The organism is Pseudomonas fluorescens, from assembly GCF_902497875.1.
Classification (GTDB): domain Bacteria; phylum Pseudomonadota; class Gammaproteobacteria; order Pseudomonadales; family Pseudomonadaceae; genus Aquipseudomonas; species Aquipseudomonas fluorescens_BR.
In genome coordinates, this window is record NZ_CABVHY010000035.1 from 29,855 (window position 1) to 49,171 (window position 19,317).

Annotated in this window: 16 protein-coding genes and 2 pseudogenes; 15 read left to right on the forward strand and 3 right to left on the reverse strand. The window is 50.7% G+C overall.

Annotation, left to right across the window (positions count from 1 at the left end; all coding sequences use genetic code 11):
- The first annotated feature begins 59 nt into the window (after positions 1–59).
- From F8N85_RS27855 to tnpC, 13 genes and pseudogenes are all read left to right on the forward strand, one after another.
- Complete coding sequence (locus F8N85_RS27855) at positions 60–632, forward strand: acyltransferase (protein WP_150806710.1); 573 nt, start codon at positions 60–62, stop codon at positions 630–632.
- Positions 619–1,761 carry a dTDP-4-amino-4,6-dideoxygalactose transaminase gene (gene rffA / locus F8N85_RS27860; RefSeq protein WP_150806711.1) on the forward strand — a complete coding sequence of 381 codons (1,143 nt, stop codon included), beginning with the start codon at positions 619–621 and terminating at the stop codon, positions 1,759–1,761. The genes F8N85_RS27855 and rffA overlap by 14 nt, the downstream gene beginning before the upstream one ends.
- Entirely contained in the window at positions 1,745–3,040 is a 1,296-nt protein-coding gene (locus tag F8N85_RS27865; protein WP_191636280.1) for an O-antigen translocase, read from the forward strand. Before rffA ends, F8N85_RS27865 begins: the two co-directional genes overlap by 17 nt.
- Before the next feature lie 20 nt (positions 3,041–3,060).
- Entirely contained in the window at positions 3,061–3,948 is an 888-nt protein-coding gene (locus F8N85_RS27870) for a glycosyltransferase (RefSeq protein WP_263596388.1), read from the forward strand.
- A gap of 40 nt (positions 3,949–3,988) precedes the next feature.
- On the forward strand, positions 3,989–5,062 hold the full coding sequence (locus F8N85_RS27875) for an EpsG family protein (protein ID WP_150806714.1): 1,074 nt from the start codon (positions 3,989–3,991) through the stop codon (positions 5,060–5,062).
- A gap of 11 nt (positions 5,063–5,073) precedes the next feature.
- Positions 5,074–6,039, forward strand: a complete 966-nt coding sequence (locus F8N85_RS27880) for an NAD-dependent epimerase/dehydratase family protein (protein ID WP_150806715.1) — start codon at positions 5,074–5,076, stop codon at positions 6,037–6,039.
- 142 nt (positions 6,040–6,181) lie between these two features.
- Positions 6,182–7,342 (forward strand): glycosyltransferase family 4 protein, encoded by a 1,161-nt coding sequence (locus F8N85_RS27885; RefSeq protein ID WP_150806716.1) that lies wholly within the window; start codon positions 6,182–6,184, stop codon positions 7,340–7,342.
- Between the two features lie 17 nt (positions 7,343–7,359).
- Complete coding sequence (locus tag F8N85_RS27890; protein ID WP_150806743.1) at positions 7,360–8,322, forward strand: UDP-glucose 4-epimerase family protein; 963 nt, start codon at positions 7,360–7,362, stop codon at positions 8,320–8,322.
- Entirely contained in the window at positions 8,322–9,338 is a 1,017-nt protein-coding gene (locus F8N85_RS27895; protein WP_150806717.1) for an MraY family glycosyltransferase, read from the forward strand. The genes F8N85_RS27890 and F8N85_RS27895 overlap by 1 nt, the downstream gene beginning before the upstream one ends.
- Positions 9,339–9,462: 124 nt before the next feature.
- The gene (locus F8N85_RS27900) at positions 9,463–11,451 is read left to right on the forward strand and encodes a polysaccharide biosynthesis protein (protein ID WP_150806718.1); all 1,989 of its coding nucleotides are present in this window, start codon (positions 9,463–9,465) and stop codon (positions 11,449–11,451) included.
- Positions 11,452–11,565: 114 nt separating this feature from the next.
- Positions 11,566–11,895, forward strand: a complete 330-nt coding sequence (locus F8N85_RS27905) for a ComEA family DNA-binding protein (protein WP_150806719.1) — start codon at positions 11,566–11,568, stop codon at positions 11,893–11,895.
- Positions 11,896–12,058: 163 nt separating this feature from the next.
- A complete protein-coding gene (tnpB, locus tag F8N85_RS27910; RefSeq protein ID WP_224795765.1) occupies positions 12,059–12,418 on the forward strand; it encodes an IS66 family insertion sequence element accessory protein TnpB in 360 nt (119 codons plus the stop codon).
- Between the two features lie 17 nt (positions 12,419–12,435).
- A pseudogene (tnpC, locus tag F8N85_RS27915) lies at positions 12,436–13,989 on the forward strand (IS66 family transposase).
- A gap of 112 nt (positions 13,990–14,101) precedes the next feature.
- On the opposite strand, the pseudogene F8N85_RS35215 reads toward tnpC, so the two are convergent.
- Both F8N85_RS35215 and F8N85_RS27925 read right to left on the reverse strand, forming a co-directional pair.
- Positions 14,102–14,235: pseudogene (locus tag F8N85_RS35215) on the reverse strand (transposase domain-containing protein); the annotation flags it as partial.
- Positions 14,236–14,406: 171 nt separating this feature from the next.
- Positions 14,407–15,756 carry a Wzz/FepE/Etk N-terminal domain-containing protein gene (locus F8N85_RS27925; protein ID WP_412072515.1) on the reverse strand — a complete coding sequence of 450 codons (1,350 nt, stop codon included), beginning with the start codon at positions 15,754–15,756 and terminating at the stop codon, positions 14,407–14,409.
- 751 nt (positions 15,757–16,507) lie between these two features.
- Between F8N85_RS27925 and F8N85_RS27930 the strand changes: the two genes are divergently transcribed.
- The gene (locus F8N85_RS27930) at positions 16,508–17,302 is read left to right on the forward strand and encodes an SDR family NAD(P)-dependent oxidoreductase (RefSeq protein WP_150806720.1); all 795 of its coding nucleotides are present in this window, start codon (positions 16,508–16,510) and stop codon (positions 17,300–17,302) included.
- A 38-nt stretch (positions 17,303–17,340) separates the two neighbouring features.
- The gene (gene fabF, locus F8N85_RS27935; RefSeq protein ID WP_150806721.1) at positions 17,341–18,615 is read left to right on the forward strand and encodes a beta-ketoacyl-ACP synthase II; all 1,275 of its coding nucleotides are present in this window, start codon (positions 17,341–17,343) and stop codon (positions 18,613–18,615) included.
- Positions 18,616–18,618: 3 nt separating this feature from the next.
- Here the strand turns inward: fabF and F8N85_RS27940 are convergent, their stop codons facing one another.
- Positions 18,619–19,176, reverse strand: a complete 558-nt coding sequence (locus F8N85_RS27940; RefSeq protein ID WP_150806722.1) for a TetR/AcrR family transcriptional regulator — start codon at positions 19,174–19,176, stop codon at positions 18,619–18,621.
- Positions 19,177–19,317: the final 141 nt, after the last annotated feature.

A 19,317-nucleotide genomic window follows, 5' to 3' on the forward strand; every position in this document is an offset into this window, starting at 1 on the left:
ATAGTTGATTGGTTTGGTATTTTTATAGGTTTTAGTTCGGTTGAAGAGGCGAGAAGGTAATGGCTTATCTCACACTGCAACAGCTTGAAGAGCTAGGTTTTAAACAGTTGGGACTGAATGTAAAGATCAGTGACAAGGCTAGTATATATAATGCCGATCAGATCGAAATCGGTGATAACTCCAGAATTGATGATTTCTGCGTTATTTCTGGGAAAGTAAAAATAGGGCGATTTGTTCATCTGGCACCTATGTGTCTAGTCGCGGGGGGAGCGCCCGGAATCACGTTTGAGGATTTTAGTGGGTTAGCTTATGGCGTTAAAGTTTTTACTCAATCGGATGACTATAGTGGCGCAAGTTTAACTAATCCTACTGTGCCAGCCAAATTCAAAAAAGAGAAATTTTCAAGCGTAAGTTTTGGGCGGCATGTCATTGTCGGGACAAATTCCGTCATATTTCCAGGCGTGCAGTTAGCTGAGGGATGTTCGGTCGGGGCTATGGCGCTGGTGAATAAAAGTACCCAGCCATGGGGGATTTACGTGGGTAATCCGGCAAAACGGTTTAAGGAACGAAAAAAGGATCTTATCGAACTTGAGAAAAAACTTAATGAAGAGTTTAAATATGATTCCATTTAACAAGCCTCCTTATACTGGCAACGAAGACCAGTTTGTCATGGCCGCAATGCGCAGCTCGAAAATGTCAGGTGACGGTGATTTCACAACTCGCTGTCAAACTTGGTTTGAGGATAAGTTGGCTTGTAGAAAGGCTTTGTTGACGCCGTCCTGTACCCAGGCTCTGGAAATGGCCGCTTTGCTTGTAGATATCAAACCCGGCGACGAAGTGATCATGCCGAGTTATACATTCGTCAGCACTGCAAATGCTTTCGTCTTGCGGGGAGCAAAGATAGTATTTGTTGATGTTCGGCCCGATACGATGAATGTTGATGAAACGCTTATTGAAGCTGCAATTACAAAAAAAACCAAGGTGATCGTTCCGGTCCATTACGCAGGCGTTGCATGCGAAATGGATGTGATTATGGATATAGCTGCCCGGCATAAACTCTATGTTGTTGAGGATGCAGCGCAGGGGATGATGTCGACCTATAAAGGACGTCCGTTAGGCACAATAGGGCATTTTGGTGCGTATAGTTTTCATGAAACAAAAAACTATACGAGTGGTGGTGAAGGTGGGTTGCTACTCATCAATGACGAGCAGTTTATAGTTCGAGCAGAGATCATTCGCGAAAAAGGGACCAATCGCAGTCTTTTTTTCAGAGGGATGATAGATAAATATACGTGGGTCGATGTGGGTAGCAGCTACCTTCCAGGCGAGTTGCAGGCTGCCTATCTTTTTGGGCAGCTGGAAAAAGCTGATCAGATCAATAGTGCGCGCCGCGGTGTATGGGATTATTATTATCTCGCTCTGCAGGAACTGTTTAGGGCGGGCCGTATAGAGTTGCCGGTGATTCCTGCTGGTTGTATCGGCAATGCCCACATGTTTTATATTAAAGTGAAAGATATCGAGGTTCGCAGCAAGGTATTGGGCATTCTGAAAGAACTTGGCGTAAGTGCAGTGTTTCATTATATACCGTTGCATTCCGCACCTGCCGGACTGCGGTTGGGTCGCTTTCATGGGAAGGATGTACATACTACTGTTGAAAGTGAACGCCTCATTCGCCTCCCAATCTGGTATGGGATGAGTAAGGCAGAAATGGAACAGGTGGTAAATGCTGTGGTCGGTGCGGTTAATGCATCCTGCCAGTAAGGTGACGGTCAACTCCGGGGATAGAAAGCGTGCGCTGATCGGCGCCGCTTTGACTACGATCGCTCAGATTTCCAAGATTGGTGTTGGCTTCGTGTTTATCAAACTCGTTGCGGTTTATCTAGGCGCTGGAGGGATGGGGCAATTAGGTCATTTTATGAGTGTTGTCACCATACTGTCGTTGTTGGCAGGTGGTGGTATTGTAAACGGACTTATAAAATATGTAGCCCAGTACAAAGGAAAGCCGAAGCAATTGGTCAGCATGATTGCGGTATCAAAGGCTTATTCTTTGATATTTTGCATTATGGTCTGTGTGTTAGGCTGTATCTTTTCAAGCTATCTTTCTGAATATATCTTCAAGACGCCGGAATATTATTGGATTGTGGTGTTTCTGTCTGTTGCTCAGTTTGGATTTGCGTTTACCAATCTCGTGACTGGAGTCAGCAACGGGCTAAGGGATACCAAGACCTATGCAATAATTCAGGTCGTTGGGAATATACTTGTATTGCCAGTTAGTTGGATCTTGATTCAAAGCTTTCAATTTGTCGGTGCTGCATTGTCGATGGTGTTTTTCTTTTCGCTCTACTCGATACCGGCGATGTACTTCTATCGAAAATCTATATTTTCGAAGTGGCCCATAGGTTTTCGATATGAAGTGGCAGGGTTCAAGCGCCTGCTTGCATTTACCTTGATGGCTGCGGTAGGGGCAATAAGTGCCCCTCTGGTAGAGATAATTATCCGTGAGCAACTCATTGAGCATGTGGGCTTTGTAGCAGCGGGTATTTGGCAAGCCTCCATAAAATTATCCAGTGCTTACATGGGCTTTTTCACCATTTTTCTCGCTGTATATTTTATGCCCATGGTGTCAGAAAAAACAAAAGTTGCAGAGATAACGCCATTGGTTTTTAAGTTTATGAAAATGGTAATGGCCATTTTTGTACTCGGAGCGGGCGTCTTTTTCCTTCTTAGACATTATCTGATCCCGTTATTGCTCTCTGCTGAATTTATCGATCTTGAAGGGCTTATAAAATATCAGTTGTTGGCGGACTTGTTTCGAGTGACGACGTATGTTGTGGGTTTTGTTGTGATCGCCAAGGCGGCGCTAAAAATCTATTTGGTGGGCGAGTTGACTCAGGGGGTGGTTTTTTGCGGCTTGGGTCTTGCTTTCTTAAATAGTGGATTAGGTATAGAGGGGGTTTTCATAGCTAATCTACTGATGAATATATTGTATTTTTTTGTTTCGATTGTTGGTTTTATGATTTATAGAAAAAGGAGCGCGTAATGTTGTCCGGGAGTGTAGTGGTGTCCTGTTATAATCAGGAACAGTATGTCGAAGAGTGTCTGGATAGCATACTGTCTCAGGAGATCGACTTCGAGTGTGAAATTATCGTTTCTGACGATTGCTCCACTGATCGAACTCAAGAAGTGCTTCGTGCATATTCCGGGAGGCATCCCGGTAGAATTAAGCTCCTTCTTCGAGAGAAAAATGTCGGCCCCGCTTTAAATTACCATGGTGTGCATAAAATGGCGGCTGGGGACGTTGTTTACCATTTTGACGGTGACGACGTCATGCTACCAGGCAAGCTCCAGCGTCAGCATGATGTCTTTAAGAACGATGAAAGTGTTAACGTTGTTTTTCATAAAGCAATTTATTTTTCGGATGACGGATCATATCTGTCAGAAACGCAATATCCAGACGCTGATCAGAGCGTAGTATCCCTTCTCTCTCTGGAGGAACTGGCGCGGTGGGGGCCGATTGCCGTTCATAGCTCTTATGCCTATCGAAGGGGTTCCAGAAAGATTGTGACTGATCGCGAATCCATGGAATGGTTTTTCGCAATGGACTCCCTGTTGCCGAAGGGCAGGGCAGCATACATAAATGCCCCTTTGGTCAAGTACAGATGTAATGCTTCGGCAGGGTCTTATTTGTCGACGACAAAAGGCAAGCTAAAGTCATATACGATCTATTTGAATGACGTGTACGAGTATTTTGACTCTCTGCCAACCTTACGGACGGATCTGTATTCTAATTTTCTTGTTACATTCCTGGCGATGGCAAAGTCTACCCATAAATGCACTGCTAAGAGTCTGATGTTTTTGATGCGAAATCTGCATTGCTTTCGTTTGCAAAAATTTATCGAGACGGTAAATGTTCGAAAGTGTATAGGTCCTGAGAGCAAGGTACGTTGATGGCTAGGCAGTGTAGTTCGAGATTGATCGAGGCGATAGGATGGTAAGTTTAGCTCTGTATAGTGCGGCGCTGTATGCAATCACTGCTTTTTTGTTTTTATTTGCTGCAGTAAGAACGCTGGTGCCAGATCGTAGGGCAGCACACGTCTATGGCGCCATAGAGGTGTTTGTTGTTTTTCTAGCGATTACCATCGTTTCGTACGACATAGCTAATCGACCATTTGACATGGAGGGTGATACTGCAGTTTATATTAATTTTTTCAATGATTTAAGCTTCGGTCTGGAAAACCCCTTTCAAACGTTTGAACCGGGATTTGTCGGTGTGGTGCAATTGTTTGGTTATTTTGGGCTTGATTATCAAAGCTTCTTTTATGTTATTACGTTTATGTTTTTGTGGTCGTATTACCTTTTGATCAAGGCGGTGTTTGGTCGCCAATCCACTTGGCCGTTGTTTGTATTTGGGCTGGTTCTGTTTTATCCGTTTTTCTTTTCTTTGACGGCTAATATTATTCGTCAAGGTTTTGCTTTGTGTTTTATTAACGTTGCTCTGATGTGTAGTGTTAAGGGGCATTGGCGACGAGGCGGTTTTTTTAGCCTGGTGGCAATACTGTTTCATAAATCTTCGATTGTCTATTTTCCATTTTTTCTCTTTAGGCGGGTGGTCTTGAGAGTTAGCGTCTATAGTGTGGTTGGCTTGTGGGGTGCCGTATCGTTAGCCTCCTATTTTAAATTGTTTGGTTTGTTAGTTGCATCGCTGTTTGACGTTTTGTCCGGTTATGGCTTGGTCATAAACTATAGTGATGTTGATAACGTCGACTATGTGACTGGATTTAGATGGGATTTTTGGGCATTTTCTTCGCTTTCTGTGTTTTTATTGATCGCTCTGAAATGGGTGGGGGGGCTCGATAAACGAGAGACTTATGTCTTCTATATCTGTGCTTTTCTTTCCTGTCTTCATATTGCGATGTTCGATGTGGCCTATAATGACAGGTTTGGTATCTATTCCTGGATTTTCTATCCATTGGAGTTGGCGTATCTCATACGTGCTGTTAGCGCCAACATCGCTAATGGAAAGCAACGTAGAGACGCGCAAAACAAAGCCATCGCGGTATAAAGGGGTTTGAGATGTTGGTATTGCTGACAGGGGCTAAAGGATTTATTGGAAGCCAGTTGCTTTTACGCCTTTGTGCCTCAGGTCATAAAGTTAGAGTGGTGACTCGCACCTCCTTCGAAAGTAATTTGAATGGTGTAGAGGTTGTACATGCCGATCTGACGAGTGCTGGAATCAATTACGATTCCCTGGTGTCGGGGTGTGATGTTGTTTTTAATTGTGCAGGTGAAATCCGCGACGAGGAGTTGATGCAGTCTCTTCATGTGGATGCCACGGAACGTTTGGTTGCGGCTGCCAATCGGTTGGCATGTAAAGAACGCCCCGTACATTTTGTTCAATTAAGCAGTGTGGGGGCTTATGGGCCAGCCAGAGGTGCGGTTCGCGTCGTCAATGAGCAAACCGAAGAGAATCCTCAAGGGACCTATGAAGAAACCAAAACGATTGGGGATTCGCTGGTAGTCAAAAACAGGGATAATGCATTTTTTAGTTACGCTATTTTGAGACCGTCCAACGTGTTTGGCCAATGCATGACAAATAACTCACTTCGACAACTGGGTAGAATTGTTGATAAAGGATTATTTTTCTACATAGGAACCGCCAAGAAAGACGCCGTGGCTACCTATATACACGTTGATGATGTTGTCACTGCGTTAATGCTTTGCGGGTTCAACCCCCGAGCTAAAGGAGAGGTATTCAATCTTTCGAATGACTGTGCATTGTCTGATCTGATAAATGGGATGGCCGATGCGCAGCACGTGGCACGACCTAAGGCGAGCCTTCCTGAAGCCCCCTTGCGTATGATGGTCCGCATAGCCAATCGGTTTTTGCGTTTGCCTGTAACTCAAGCCCGTGTTGATGCGCTGGTATCTAGAACCACTTATCCATCCACCAAAATGCGTGAGACCTTTGGTTTTGTCCCCGAAAGAGAAGTGCCCGTTGCTATTGGTGAGCTTTTTGTAGATAAATCAGTAGTCCGATAAGTGCCACACCAATTGTGTTCTGGTGCTAGGTGCTCCAAAATATCAGCCGTATTTTTGGCGTGTCTGGTCGGTTTGAGCCGTTGGATTTGCTGGTTCGGCATAGGGTGATGGTCGCCGCCGAGGCATGAGAGGGAGATTTACAGTGCAGGCTAATAAATTAAAAATTGCTCGGGTTTCGACTGTTCCGTTTTTTGTACTGACCCAGTTAAGAGCTCAGATCGATGCATTGAATGCTTCTGGTATGGCGGTTACTGTGATTACCAGTAATGACGAGATGAGTGATGAGCTTGCGGCTAATAGAAACTTTACTTATGTGCCGGTAAACATCGAGCGTGAGATAAACCCGGTCAAGGATTTCTTAAGTCTGATTGCCTTGGTCGGTATTTTTAAAAAAAACAAATTTGATGTTGTTCACTCAACCACGCCAAAAGCCGGATTGCTTTGTGCGATTGCAGGCTTCTTTTCAGGTGCGACAATTCGGCTGCATACGTTCACCGGCCAACCTTGGGTAACCATGAGTGGTCTCAAGCGGTCAATACTAAAGCTGTGTGACAAGGTTATCGGTGTTCTTAATACTCATTGTTATGCCGATAGTGTCAGTCAGAAAGACTTTCTTGTTTCCAATGGAATTATCAAAGCTGAGAAAATATCGGTCCTGGGTGCTGGCTCTCTGGCAGGTATCGATCTTGATCGTTTTGATACTTTTCGTTATACGCCGGAAAAGTTGAGTGCTCTGCGAGAAAGCCTGAATATTACTGAGGCCGGGAAGGTTCTGCTGTTTGTCGGAAGAATTACTCCTGACAAAGGTATTGAAGAGCTTATGTCAGCATTCAGCGAGATTGTGCAGAAGGACAATGATGTATTTCTTGTGCTTGTTGGACCATTCGAGTCGGCGGGAGAGAATGTAGTCGGTCAGGTCACCGATGTTAAGGTTCGAAATAACATAAAAGTTGTTGGCTATTCCAATGAGCCGGAAAAGTATATGGCGCTCGCGGATTTGTTATGCCTGCCCAGCTATCGTGAAGGATTTGGTACCGTCGTTATCGAGGCGGCAGCAATGGGAACTCCCACCGTCGGCACCAATATTTATGGGTTGTCTGATGCAATAGTAGAGGGTGAAACCGGAGTTTTGGTTCCTGTCAGAGATTCTGGGGCGCTTAAGACCGCTATTGTTTCTATGTTGAGCAATCCTTCACTATTGTCGGCAATGGGCGTTGCTGCCCGGAATCGTGCTATTGCCGATTTTGGCTCGAAAACCTGTTCTGATCTGTTGATCAAAGAGTATAAGAGGTTTTTCAATTGACTATTGAGACAGATCAGGTGCCTCGGCGTGTCTTGATTACCGGGGCAACGGGGTTCGTAGGATCCGCATTGGTCAGCGCTCTGGATAATCATCAGGGTTATTTGCCAATTTCCGTAGTGCGCTCAAAAAAACATAGCAATGTACCCACTGCACAGTTGTTCTCTATCCCGGACATGTCCTCCACTACCGATTGGAGTGAAGGTTTAAAGGGTGCCGCTATTGTCATTCATGCTGCTGCACGGGTGCATGTGATGAAAGAGGTTGCCGCGGATGCGTTAGCCGAATTCAGGAAGGTGAATGTCGAGGGCACTGTCAATCTTGCGCGGCAAGCCGCGGCAGCTGGGGTTAAACGGTTCGTCTTCATCAGTTCCATCAAGGTGAATGGCGAGGGGACGAACATCGGTCAGCCTTTTACTGCTGATGATATACCGGCTCCATCCGATCCCTACGGTCTCTCCAAGAAAGAAGCGGAAGAAGCGTTGCACGCTATTTCGGCAGAGACGGAGATGGAAGTTGTCATCATTCGTCCTACCTTGATTTATGGTCCAGGCGTAAAGGCTAATTTTCGAAACATGATGGGCTGGCTTCAAAAGGGCATTCCTCTGCCTTTTGGTGCTATTCATAACAAGCGCAGCCTGGTGTCACTCGAGAATCTTGTCAGTTTGATTATGGTTTGCCTGGAGCATCCCAACGCCGCCGGTCAAATATTTTTGGTCAGTGACGGTGTTGATCTGTCGACGACCGAATTGCTGGAGCGTACCGCTACAGCGCTAGGTGTCAAGAGTCGGTTGGTTCCGGTGCCTGAGCGATTGCTGACATTCTGCGCAGTTGCGTTAGGTCGCCGATCATTATCACAACGATTGTGTGGATCACTGCAAGTTGATATTCAAAAGACCGAGTCTCTTCTTGGTTGGTACCCTCCTGTATCGATAGAAGATTCTTTGAATAGAACCGCTAAAGAATTTTTGGAACATCGTTGATGACAAGTTTATATTGGATTTTACCGTTGGCGTTAATTGGGGCGCTCATAGGCACTGCTGTATTGCGTCGATATGCACTGTCCAATAGTCTTATAGATGTTCCTAATGCTCGAAGTTCTCACGTGCTGCCCACCCCCAGGGGAGGAGGTGTGGCGATCGTGGTCTCATTTGTTTTAAGTGCGATTTTTCTTGCTTTGACGGAGCAAGTCCAATGGTCCCTGACCTGGGCTGTCGTGGTGCCCGGGGGGGGCGTCGCGATCATCGGCTTTCTCGACGATCATGGCCATATTCCGGCACGTTGGCGGTTGTTGGGCCACTTTTCCGCCGCGATCATCGGGGTGGCTTTTCTCAACGGGTTGCCTGCGATTGACCTTTTCGGCATGGCCCTTGATTTAGGTTGGGCGGGCTACCTGTTTGGAAGCTTCTATCTTGTCTGGTTGTTGAATCTGTATAACTTCATGGACGGGATCGATGGACTGGCAAGTATGGAGGCTATATTTGTGTGCTTGGGCGGGGCGCTTCTTTACACCGTTTCCGGCAATATCAGTTTTGTGTGGGGGCCAATAGCACTGGCGCTAGCTGTAGCAGGTTTCTTGTATTGGAATTTCCCCCCCGCGCGTATTTTCATGGGGGACGCGGGCAGCGGCTTCCTGGGCATAACGCTGGGTTTTCTGTCGCTGCAAGCTGCGTGGGTCAATCCTGCGTTGTTGTGGGGGTGGTTGATTCTTCTGGGCGTATTCATCGTCGACGCGACCTGCACCCTGTTTGTCCGACTGGTGAGAGGTGACAAGGTTTACGAGGCTCATCGCAGTCACGCTTATCAGTTTGCTTCGCGACAGTTTGGTGGCCATCTGCCTATCACTCTGTCAGTAACCGGTATAAATGTGATTTGGCTGTTGCCGATTGCCACTCTGGTGGCATTATGCAAAATCGATGGTTTTGTCGGTTTGTTGATAGCTTACGCACCGTTGGTTCTCTTGGCCTTGCAGTTCAAGGCCGGTCAGTGCGAAGGGTGAGCAAGCACTTCATTCCTGCGCATTTTTCATGTCGCGTTGGGGAGGAAGACCTCTTGAAGTTGTTTGAGATAAACCCGCTTGAGCTTTAAGCTTGTCGCTTGCTTCATTTGAAAAGGATAGTGAAATGCTTCGCCAATGGTTACTCCAGCTTCCTCGGCGGCAGAAAAGGCTGATGCAAGTTGCAACCGATGTATTGCTGGTCTGGGCTGCGCTTTGGTTGGCATTTGTCGTTCGCCTAGGGATTGATTCGATCGTAAATCCGCTCATAGATCACACTTGGTTATTCCTGTGTGCACCTGTTGTCGCGATTCCGCTGTTCATTCGTTTCGGATTGTACCGCGCGGTTTTACGCTACTTTGGCAACGACGCGCTGATCGAAATCGTGAAGGCCGTGAGCCTCTCGGCGCTCATCCTCGGCCTTGTGGTCTATTGGTATAGCAATCATCAGAATGTCGTTCCCCGCTCAATCATTTTCAATTACTGGTGGCTCAGCCTGCTGATGATCGGCGGGCTGCGTCTGGCGATGCGTCAATATTTCCTTGGAGACTGGTTTACCGCTGCTCAGCACGTCCCGTTCACAAACAGAAACAATGGATTGCCAAAGGTTGCCATTTATGGTGCCGGGGCGGCGGGCAACCAGCTTGTTGCTGCGCTGCGCATGGGGCGCGTAATGCGGCCGGTTGCGTTTATCGATGACGACAGCAGTATTGCCAACAGGGTTATTTCAGGATTGCAGGTCTACAAGCCCAAGCATATTCAGCAGATGATCGATGCCACGGGTGCTCAGGAAATCCTCCTGGCCATTCCCTCGGCCAATCGTGGAAGACGCCGTGAAATTCTGGGATACCTGGAAGGTTTCCCTCTGCATGTCCGTAGTGTGCCCGGGTTTATGGACCTGGCGAGCGGTCGCGTAAAAGTAGACGATATTCAAGAAGTGGACATCGCTGACCTGCTTGGCCGTGATGCGGTGCCTGCACAGGGTGAACTGCTTGAACACTGTATCAAGGCCCAAGTTGTTCTGGTGACGGGGGCCGGTGGTTCGATAGGTTCTGAACTTTGCCGGCAGATCCTCGCGCTGCGTCCCACCACGCTTTTGCTGTTTGAGCATAGTGAGTTCAACCTTTACAGCATTATGTCCGAGTTAGAGCAACGGATTGCACGCGAAGCGTTGCCTGTAAAATTGCTGCCGATCCTGGGGTCCGTGCGTAATCAAGAAAAACTGTTGGATGTGATGAAGACCTGGCGCGTCGATACGGTTTATCACGCCGCGGCTTATAAGCATGTCCCGATGGTTGAGCACAACATCGCCGAAGGAGTACTCAACAACGTCATCGGTACTCTGAACACTGCACAAGCAGCATTGCAGGCGGGCGTTGCCAACTTTGTACTCATCTCCACGGACAAGGCTGTCAGGCCAACCAACGTGATGGGCAGCACAAAGCGTTTGGCAGAAATGACGCTCCAGGCTCTGAGCCGGGAGCTGGCACCTGTTATGTTTGGTGATGCTTTGAATGTTTCGCGAGTCAATAAAACCCGTTTCACGATGGTGCGTTTCGGGAACGTGTTGGGGTCTTCGGGATCGGTCATACCGCTGTTTCATAAGCAGATTCAGTTAGGTGGACCTCTCACGGTTACTCATCCGAAGATTACTCGGTATTTCATGACCATCCCCGAGGCGGCCCAACTTGTGATTCAGGCAGGTTCGATGGGGCAGGGAGGGGATGTTTTCGTTCTGGACATGGGCGAACCGGTGAAGATTGTAGAGCTGGCAGAAAAGATGATTCACCTGTCTGGTCTGAGTGTGCGCTCGGATAGGAATCCGCATGGTGACATCGCCATCGAATTCACGGGTCTTCGTCCTGGTGAAAAGCTTTACGAAGAGTTACTGATTGGCGATAACGTTGCGGCGACTCAGCATCCGATGATTATGACCGCTAACGAGGACTACCTTTCCTGGGATGTCCTCAAAGCAAGGTTGGTTGAATTATTGTCGGCGGTTGAGCAGGATGATTACTCAAGGGTTCGTCAGCTCTTGCGCGAGACCGTCAGTGGCTACACACCCGACGGCGATATTGTTGACTGGATCTACCAGCAGCGTCGCCTCGAACCCTGATTGTTTCACATCCTGTAACGGACGCATTTTTGACAGGCTCCAGTCATCTGCCTAAGTTTGGAAGGCAGCTTAGGAAAGCTGCTTCTCCCTTATCGATGTCATGGAGTGTCTCTTATGCGTACAGCTTACTTCTCGTCCCTGGTCTTTGCTCTCCTGGCCAGTATCTCTCTTGCCGTAAACGCTGCACCTGCCAAATCTGAGACGGCTGCGCCTGTCTCGCTGCAAGGAGCGTCTGCCGAGCAGGCCACCAGGATCAATCTCAATACCGCCGATGCTGCCACCTTACAGCGTGAACTCTCCGGGATCGGCGAGGCCAAGGCGAAGGCGATTGTCGCTTACCGTGAAAGCAACGGGTCATATACTTCGGTGGATGAGTTGCTGGAGGTCAAAGGGATCGGCAAGGCAATTCTGGACAAGAACCGCGACATGCTTGAAATAAAATAAACACGATTTGTTCATAGCTGCGAGGGCCGGTCGTTGATCGGCTTTTTCTTTTCTTATTGCATCGAGTAGTTGTCCGTAAGTAAGCGATCCACCGTGTACACATTCAAAGCTGCCAGTTGAAGCCTGATGCTGTGCTCCCGATTCCCATCAGGAGCCCGCAGTCATGATGCGTCCCGACGCCAAAGTCGAAAAAGTGTACCTCTATCCCAAGCCTGTCGACTTCCGAAAATCCATCGACGGCCTCGCCGCCCTGGTGGAGTTGGATATCAAGGTTGCCGTGTTCGACCCCGTGCTTTTCGTTTTTCTGAATCGCCCCCGTAATCGAGTGAAAATTCTTTATTGGGAGCGCAACGGCTTTTGCCTTTGGCTCAAACGCCTCGAATCCGAGCGCTTCAAAACATCGCCCGATCTCACCGACGAAGCCATTGTGCTGACGGTTCAAGAATTGAATTGGCTGCTGGATGGTTTTGACCTGTGGAGGAACCGTCCGCATCAAGTTTTAACCCCTCGATTCGTCGCCTGATTGGTATAATCCGGGGCATGAATTTGATGCCCGACAACCTTCCTGATGACCCTGTACGACTCAAGCAACTGCTGCTTGAGTCGCTCGCTCAGCAGGCCAAAACAGCTGAAGCGCTTCTGGCTCAACAAGGTCAGATTGTTGATCTGAAAGAACAGATCAAGTTGCTACGTCAGCGCTTGTTCGGGCGTAAATCAGAACAAACCGTCGATCCGCAGACGCCGCAACTCGCGCTCTTTAATGAGCCCGAAAGTCTCGCGGTTCCGGTCACTGATGCGTCTGACGAAGAAGTCGTTGCCCCGACCCAGCGCCGTGGTAAACGCAAACCGTTGTTCGCCGACCTGCCGCGCATTGAAGTCATCCACGAACTGCCCGAACACGAACTGACTTGCCTTTGCGGTTGCCGCAAACACACCATCGGCGAAGAGGTCAGCGAGCAGCTGTAAATCGTGCCGATGCAGATCCGCGTCATCAAACACATCCGCAAGGTCTACGCCTGTCGTGGCTGTGAAACGGCACCGGTAACCGCTGACAAACCGGCTCATCTGATCGAAAAGAGCATGGCCAGTCCCAGCGTGCTGGCGATGCTGCTGACCACCAAATACGTCGATGGTCTCCCGCTGTATCGGTTCGAAAAAGTACTTGGCCGACACGGCGTTGATATCCCCCGGCAAACCTTGGCGCGCTGGGTGATCCAGTGCGGCGAACACTTGCAACCGTTGTTGAATTTGATGCGCGACCGATTGCTGGAAAGCCCGGTGATCCACTGCGATGAAACCCGGGTACAAGTGCTGAAGGAACCGGATCGAGACCCGACCAGTCAGTCCTGGATGTGGGCACAAGCCAGTGGTCCGCCGGAGCGCCCGGTTATCCTGTTTGACTACACCACCAGCCGCGCGCAGGAGGTGCCGTTGCGCCTGCTCGCCGATTATCGCGGCTACCTGATGACCGACGATTACGCTGGCTATAACGCCTTGGGCGCGCAGCCAGGTGTCGAGCGTTTGGGTTGCTGGGCGCATGCGCGACGTAAGTTCGTCGATGCGCAAAAAGTGCAGCCCAAAGGAAAAACGGGGCGTGCCGATATCGCGCTGACCATGATCAATAAGCTGTATGGCATCGAGCGCGAGTTCAAAGAAGCCAGCGATGACCAGCGCTTTAGCGCTCGACAGGAAAAAGGCCTGCCGGTACTCGCAGAACTGAAAAGCTGGCTGGAGAAAACGCAGCCACAGGTTACTTCGCAAAGTGCCTTGGGCAAGGCCGTCGGTTATCTGGCCAGCAACTGGAGCAAACTTGAGCGTTACAATGAGACCGGCTTCCTGCCCATCGATAACAACAGGGCCGAGCGAGCAGTAAAACCCTTTGTGATTGGTCGTAAAAACTGGATGTTCAGTGACACGCCCAACGGCGCGACGGCCAGCGCGCAGATCTACAGCCTGGTCGAAACCGCCAAGGCCAACGGCCAGGAGCCCTATACGTGGCTGCGCCACGTACTGGAGCGGTTACCGCAGGCCAACTCGGTAGAAGACATCGAAGCCTTGCTGCCGTGGAACTGCTGCCCGACTATCTCGCGCTAAATACACACACCGTTTTTTTGCCAGGTGTGGTTTATGGGGCGCTTACGATCCATACACAACACATGGCAAAAAAAGATGCGTGTATTTAGCGCGGGATAGTCGGCGGGCAGTTTCACGGCAATAATACTTCAACGCGCTCTACCGACGTAGCCAGGGAATATGTTCAAATGCGTAGGGCAGCCACGCATAGAGCTCTTGGCCGTTGGCCTTGACTGTGTCAACCAGACTGTAAAGTTGAGCACTGGATATGCCCGCTTTCAACTGCGCGAGTACCGGCAAACTTTGCTGGCGGCCCCGCCCGTGAGGTCGTGTTCGATCCTACAGCTTGTTGATCAAGTTCAGTGTAGTTCGGCAATTTTTGCCGCTTCGTTGAGTGGCACTAGTTGCTGCGTCGACGGGTCAGCTGTTGATTCTGACTTACGTCCGAAAAGATACTAACGATGCAGATGCATCTTCTTCCACCGCTACAACCGCAGGCGACGTCGAGCCCAATACCTGTGTACGCCGCACAAGAACAAAGTGACGAATCAGCGCCAGGATCACACCAAGCATTCCACCAAGCACCAAGGCGAGCACAAGGATCAGGGCTTTTTTCGGCTTGATTGCGCCCAGCGGCGCCAAGGCTTGCTGGTCGATAGTGACCAGTTTCAGCCGGCTCATATCAATGTTCAAGTTACGTAAGCGTGCTACCTCTGCCCGCAACGGCTGAACATCGCTCAGGAAAAGGTCTTCTTGTTCTCGTTGCTGCAGTATTTCGATCTGGCGATTGGTTTGAAGGAGCAACAGCTCTTTTGCGATCTCAGCAATACGTTTTTCAGTAAAGTCATCCGTTTTACGTTGTTGTAATGCTTTTCGCTCTGCTTCAAGCGCTTCCGCCCCCATGAAGTAGAGCGGAATCTGCTGATTATTGACTTCTGTGTGCATCACGCTGGTTGAAGCCCCGCGTTCTGAGTCCGACAACGCAGAGGGGGTTGTTGGCTTCAGGATACCCAAGGACGTGGCGATACTGATGGCCTCGCTCAACTGAGACATCCGGTCACCACGTTGGGTTTTCAGTTGCAAGCGCAGTCCTTTGAGTTCGTCTTGCAATTGAGCGCGTTTGAGGTTGTCCGCTTCGAGCAGGGATGCAATGGCCGCCTCTTTTTCCGTCTGATAGCTTGAGCGGGCGGCGTCAATTTTGCCTTCCAACTCGTTTAAACGGTTAGTGGCAATCACTTTGAGATCCGCAGCGATCTGTTCGCGCTCCACTGCAATTGCGTAATCAACAAGACCGTTGAGGATGGCCACGCCATCAACACCCTTCGGGTAGTTCAGTTTTAATCCAATGTAAGCGCTGAGAGAAGCCGCTTTTTTCGGGTCCGGCAAAATCAGCTTGACCGAGTTGCGGTTGAATTCTTCAAAGCTCTGCTCCAGCGTACGCCCAGGCTGGTTGAATCTTTGGAAGAGCGCTTCATTGGCTCGAAAAAAGCCAAGACGCGTTTCATAGGACTCAAGGGATGCGCCCACCTTTGCCAGCGCGTCACTTGGAGGAAGCTTGTAGACCTCTGAGCGATTCAAGGCATCAAGCTCATTCAGTGCGGCAGGGCGCAGAACGCTACTGACCTGATACTCCGGAGTGGCCATAAACGCGTAAGTCAATGCCGCCATTCCAGCTATAAAGGTGGATAAGGCAATCAGTTTTTTTTGCTGCCAAATGGCTTGGAATATCGCGAATAGATCAATTTCATCCGAAGTATCAATCGCCGGAGTACGGGAAATAAGGGTCACAACCAATACCTAATTGTAAAGCCACAAAACGGCTACGCAGAAATCTTCTGATAGTTGTTTGGCTAGATAAGTTATCCATCGGTAGGTATCTAAATCGATACCAGAGAGCACGTTTGTTTTTGTTCGGAATTACTAATCCCTGACTATAACAAATATAGATACCACGTTATCCCAGTACAATTCCGGAATTGATGACTGAAATCGCGATAGTTAGTGTAGGAAAATTCCTGCTGGTGGGTAGCCCCGTAAGTTTTGAAATCAGGATGCGCGATTCACAAATGCCAATGTCGTGAGGAATTGGCGTGCCCACGCCTGAAGATATCGACAAGACTATTCAGTCGTTCATTACCAGTTAAATGCCTTGATCGAATGATCGGCATTGAAAGGCGGGATGGGGACGATGACTCGCAGATAGCAATGCGGGATCCGTTGGCACCGCAGGCTCCGCGCGCATTGCGCAGGTACCACGAAGTGAAAGGTATGAAGCGCCCACATCGAAACCCTTACGACGGGCTGCTCCCCCATGCGGACTACGCGTTGTCGCTTTGGGCACTGCATCCGCGCTTCAGCGCTATATTTGAACCGTCGTAAACGCACGCAAAATCACCAGGAGCCGAGCCATGACGATTTTTCGAGCCATTAAATTACGGATATCATATTAATCTAAAATTATGCCTATAATAAAATCTCCCTCGCCTGCGCTGTCCCCTACCGGACACTCAGGCCCCCAACCTTTCCCAGGAGTACAGCTATGAACCCTGTCCAATCCCAAGGTACGGCCCTCATCACCGGTGCTTCATCCGGCATCGGTGCAATCTACGCTGAGCGCCTGGCAACACGTGGTTATGACCTGTTGTTGGTGGCTCGCGACGAGCAGCGGCTGGAAGCGGCCGCGACCCGGTTGCGGGCTGAGCACGGTGTGCAGGTTGAGGTGTTGAAGGCGGATTTGACGCTTCGAGCGGATCTGTCCAGGGTCGAACAGCGCTTGCGCAGCGATTCAAACATCAGTCTGTTGTTGAACAATGCCGGTATCGCTGCCGATGGTCCGTTGGCCAATGCCGACATGGATCAGATGGAGCGGATGATTCAGCTCAATGTGGTGGCGGTCACGCGTTTAGCTTCGGCTGCCGCGCAGAGTTTTTCGGCTGCCGGGCGAGGTGCGATTATCAATGTGGGGTCGGTGGTGGCGTTGATTCCGGAGCGTTTCAACGCGACGTATGCGGCGACCAAGGCTTATGTGTTGAGTCTGACCCAGTCGTTGAACGCCGAGCTGGATGGCTCGGGTGTGCAGGTGCAGGCGGTGTTGCCGGGTGTGACTCGCACTGAGATCTGGGAGCGTTCGGGTATCGATGCCGGTGCGATCCCGGCGGAGATGGTGATGGAGGCTGATGAGATGGTCGGTGCGGCATTGGCCGGTTTCGATCAGGGTGAGTTGATCACTATTCCGTCACTGCCGGATGCTGCGGATTGGGAGGCGATATCGGCTGCGCGGCATGCCCTGGGACCTAATTTGTCGAAGAGTAGTGCGGCGGCCCGCTATAAGTAATGGGCAGGATCCATGAATCGATTTGAGGTGGTGAGGTTATGAGTGGACGTCGAGTGGTAGTGACCGGCATGGGGTTGGTGTCGCCGTTGGGTTGTGGTGTCGAGCCGGTCTGGGCGCGTTTGCTCGCCGGTCGTTCCGGGCTGCGGCAGTTGCCGGAGGCGGTGGTGGCTGATTTGGCGGCGCGGGTAGGCGGTGTGGTACCTACGCTGGCGGAGGATAGCGAGGCGGGTTTTGATCCGGATCGGGCGACGTCCCCCAAAGACCAGAAGAAGATGGACCGCTTCATTATGTTCGCCATGGCGGCTGCTCAGCAGGCGTTGGAGCAGGCGGGCTGGGTGGCGGGCGATGCTCGGGCGCAGGAGCGCACGGCGACGATCATTGGTTCGGGGGTTGGTGGATTCGGCTCGATTGCCGATGCGGTAAGAACCACCGACAGCAAGGGCCCGCGACGTTTGTCGCCGTTCACCATTCCGTCGTTTCTGGTCAATCTGGCGGCCGGTCATGTGTCGATCCAGCACGGTTTCAAAGGCCCGTTGGGTGCGCCGGTAACCGCTTGCGCCGCAGGCGTTCAGGCGATTGGCGATGCCGCTCGGTTGATTCGGTGTGGCGAAGCGGATATTGCAGTCTGTGGCGGCGCGGAAGCGGCCATCGATCGAGTCAGTCTTGCGGGGTTCGCGGCAGCCCGGGCTTTGTCCAGTGGCTATAACGAGACCCCGGAGCGCGCTTCCCGGCCGTTCGACAGTGGCCGCGATGGTTTTGTCATGGGCGAAGGGGCGGGGATTCTGGTGATTGAGGAGCTGGAGCACGCATTGGCCCGCGGCGCTCAACCGTTGGCGGAGCTGGTCGGCTATGGCACCAGTGCCGATGCCTATCATCTGACCGCCGGCCCGGAAGATGGCAGCGGTGCGCGGCGTTCCATGGCGCAAGCCTTGGTCCAGGCCGGGATCAGTGCGGCGCAGGTGCAGCACTTGAACGCTCACGCTACCTCTACGCCGATAGGTGATCTGGGCGAAATCGCCGCTATCAAGTCGTTGTTCGGTGAGCACCCGCAGGTCGCGGTCACTGCGACAAAATCCGCCACCGGGCACCTGTTGGGCGCTGCCGGCGGGATTGAGGCGATTTTCACGATACTGGCGATTCGTGATCAAGTCGCTCCGGCCACGCTGAATCTGGATAACCCGGATGCGGCAGCCGAAGGTCTGGACATTGTCCATGGCCAGGCGCGGCCAATGCCGATCGAGTATGCATTGTCCAATGGCTTCGGCTTTGGCGGGGTCAACGCCAGCGTGTTGTTCAAGCGTTGGCAGGGTTGAGGTTTAGTCGGCCTGCTGTTTCAGAAAGTCGCGAGTGATATCGAGAATCCGCCTGGCCAGTTCCGCGCTTTCGACACTGCGCGACAGCATCAACGCCCCCACCAGGGTCGACATCACGATGATGCTCTGATCGGCGGCATTCGGGCCGCCGAGGGCTGTTTCCACTTGCTTGAGTCTGGAGTCGAGAATGACATCGCTGCTCGGGCTGGGTTGCCCGCGCTGGCCGAGTTCCGAAGACATGGTAGGCAGCGGGCAGCCCTGATCGGGTGATGTCTGGTGCCATTCGGAAAGGTAGGCGTCGATGAACGCTTCCAGCGGGTGTTCCTGGGCGAAGAGTTCGGCGCAACGAACATCGACTTCTTCGCCGGCGGCCTGGAGGGCTTTTTCCACCAGTTCGTCTTTGGATTTGAAGTGGGAATAAAAGCCGCCGTGGGTCAGGCCCAACGCCTTCATCAGGGGTTGTAGACCGGTAGCGCCAATACCGTCTCGGCGAAAGCGCACCGAAGCTTCCTTGATGATGCGCTGATGGGTTTGGGCTTTATGGTCTTGCGAGTAGCGCATCTAAGAGTCTCCACAACAATGTCCCCATATTAACCAAGGTTAATTAGATGGTGACTGTACTTCTACGCCTGCAAGGCGCCGTTTTCTGGATTTCGGCAGTTCACCATCGATTAATTGGCACGAATAGTGGTTTATTGATAG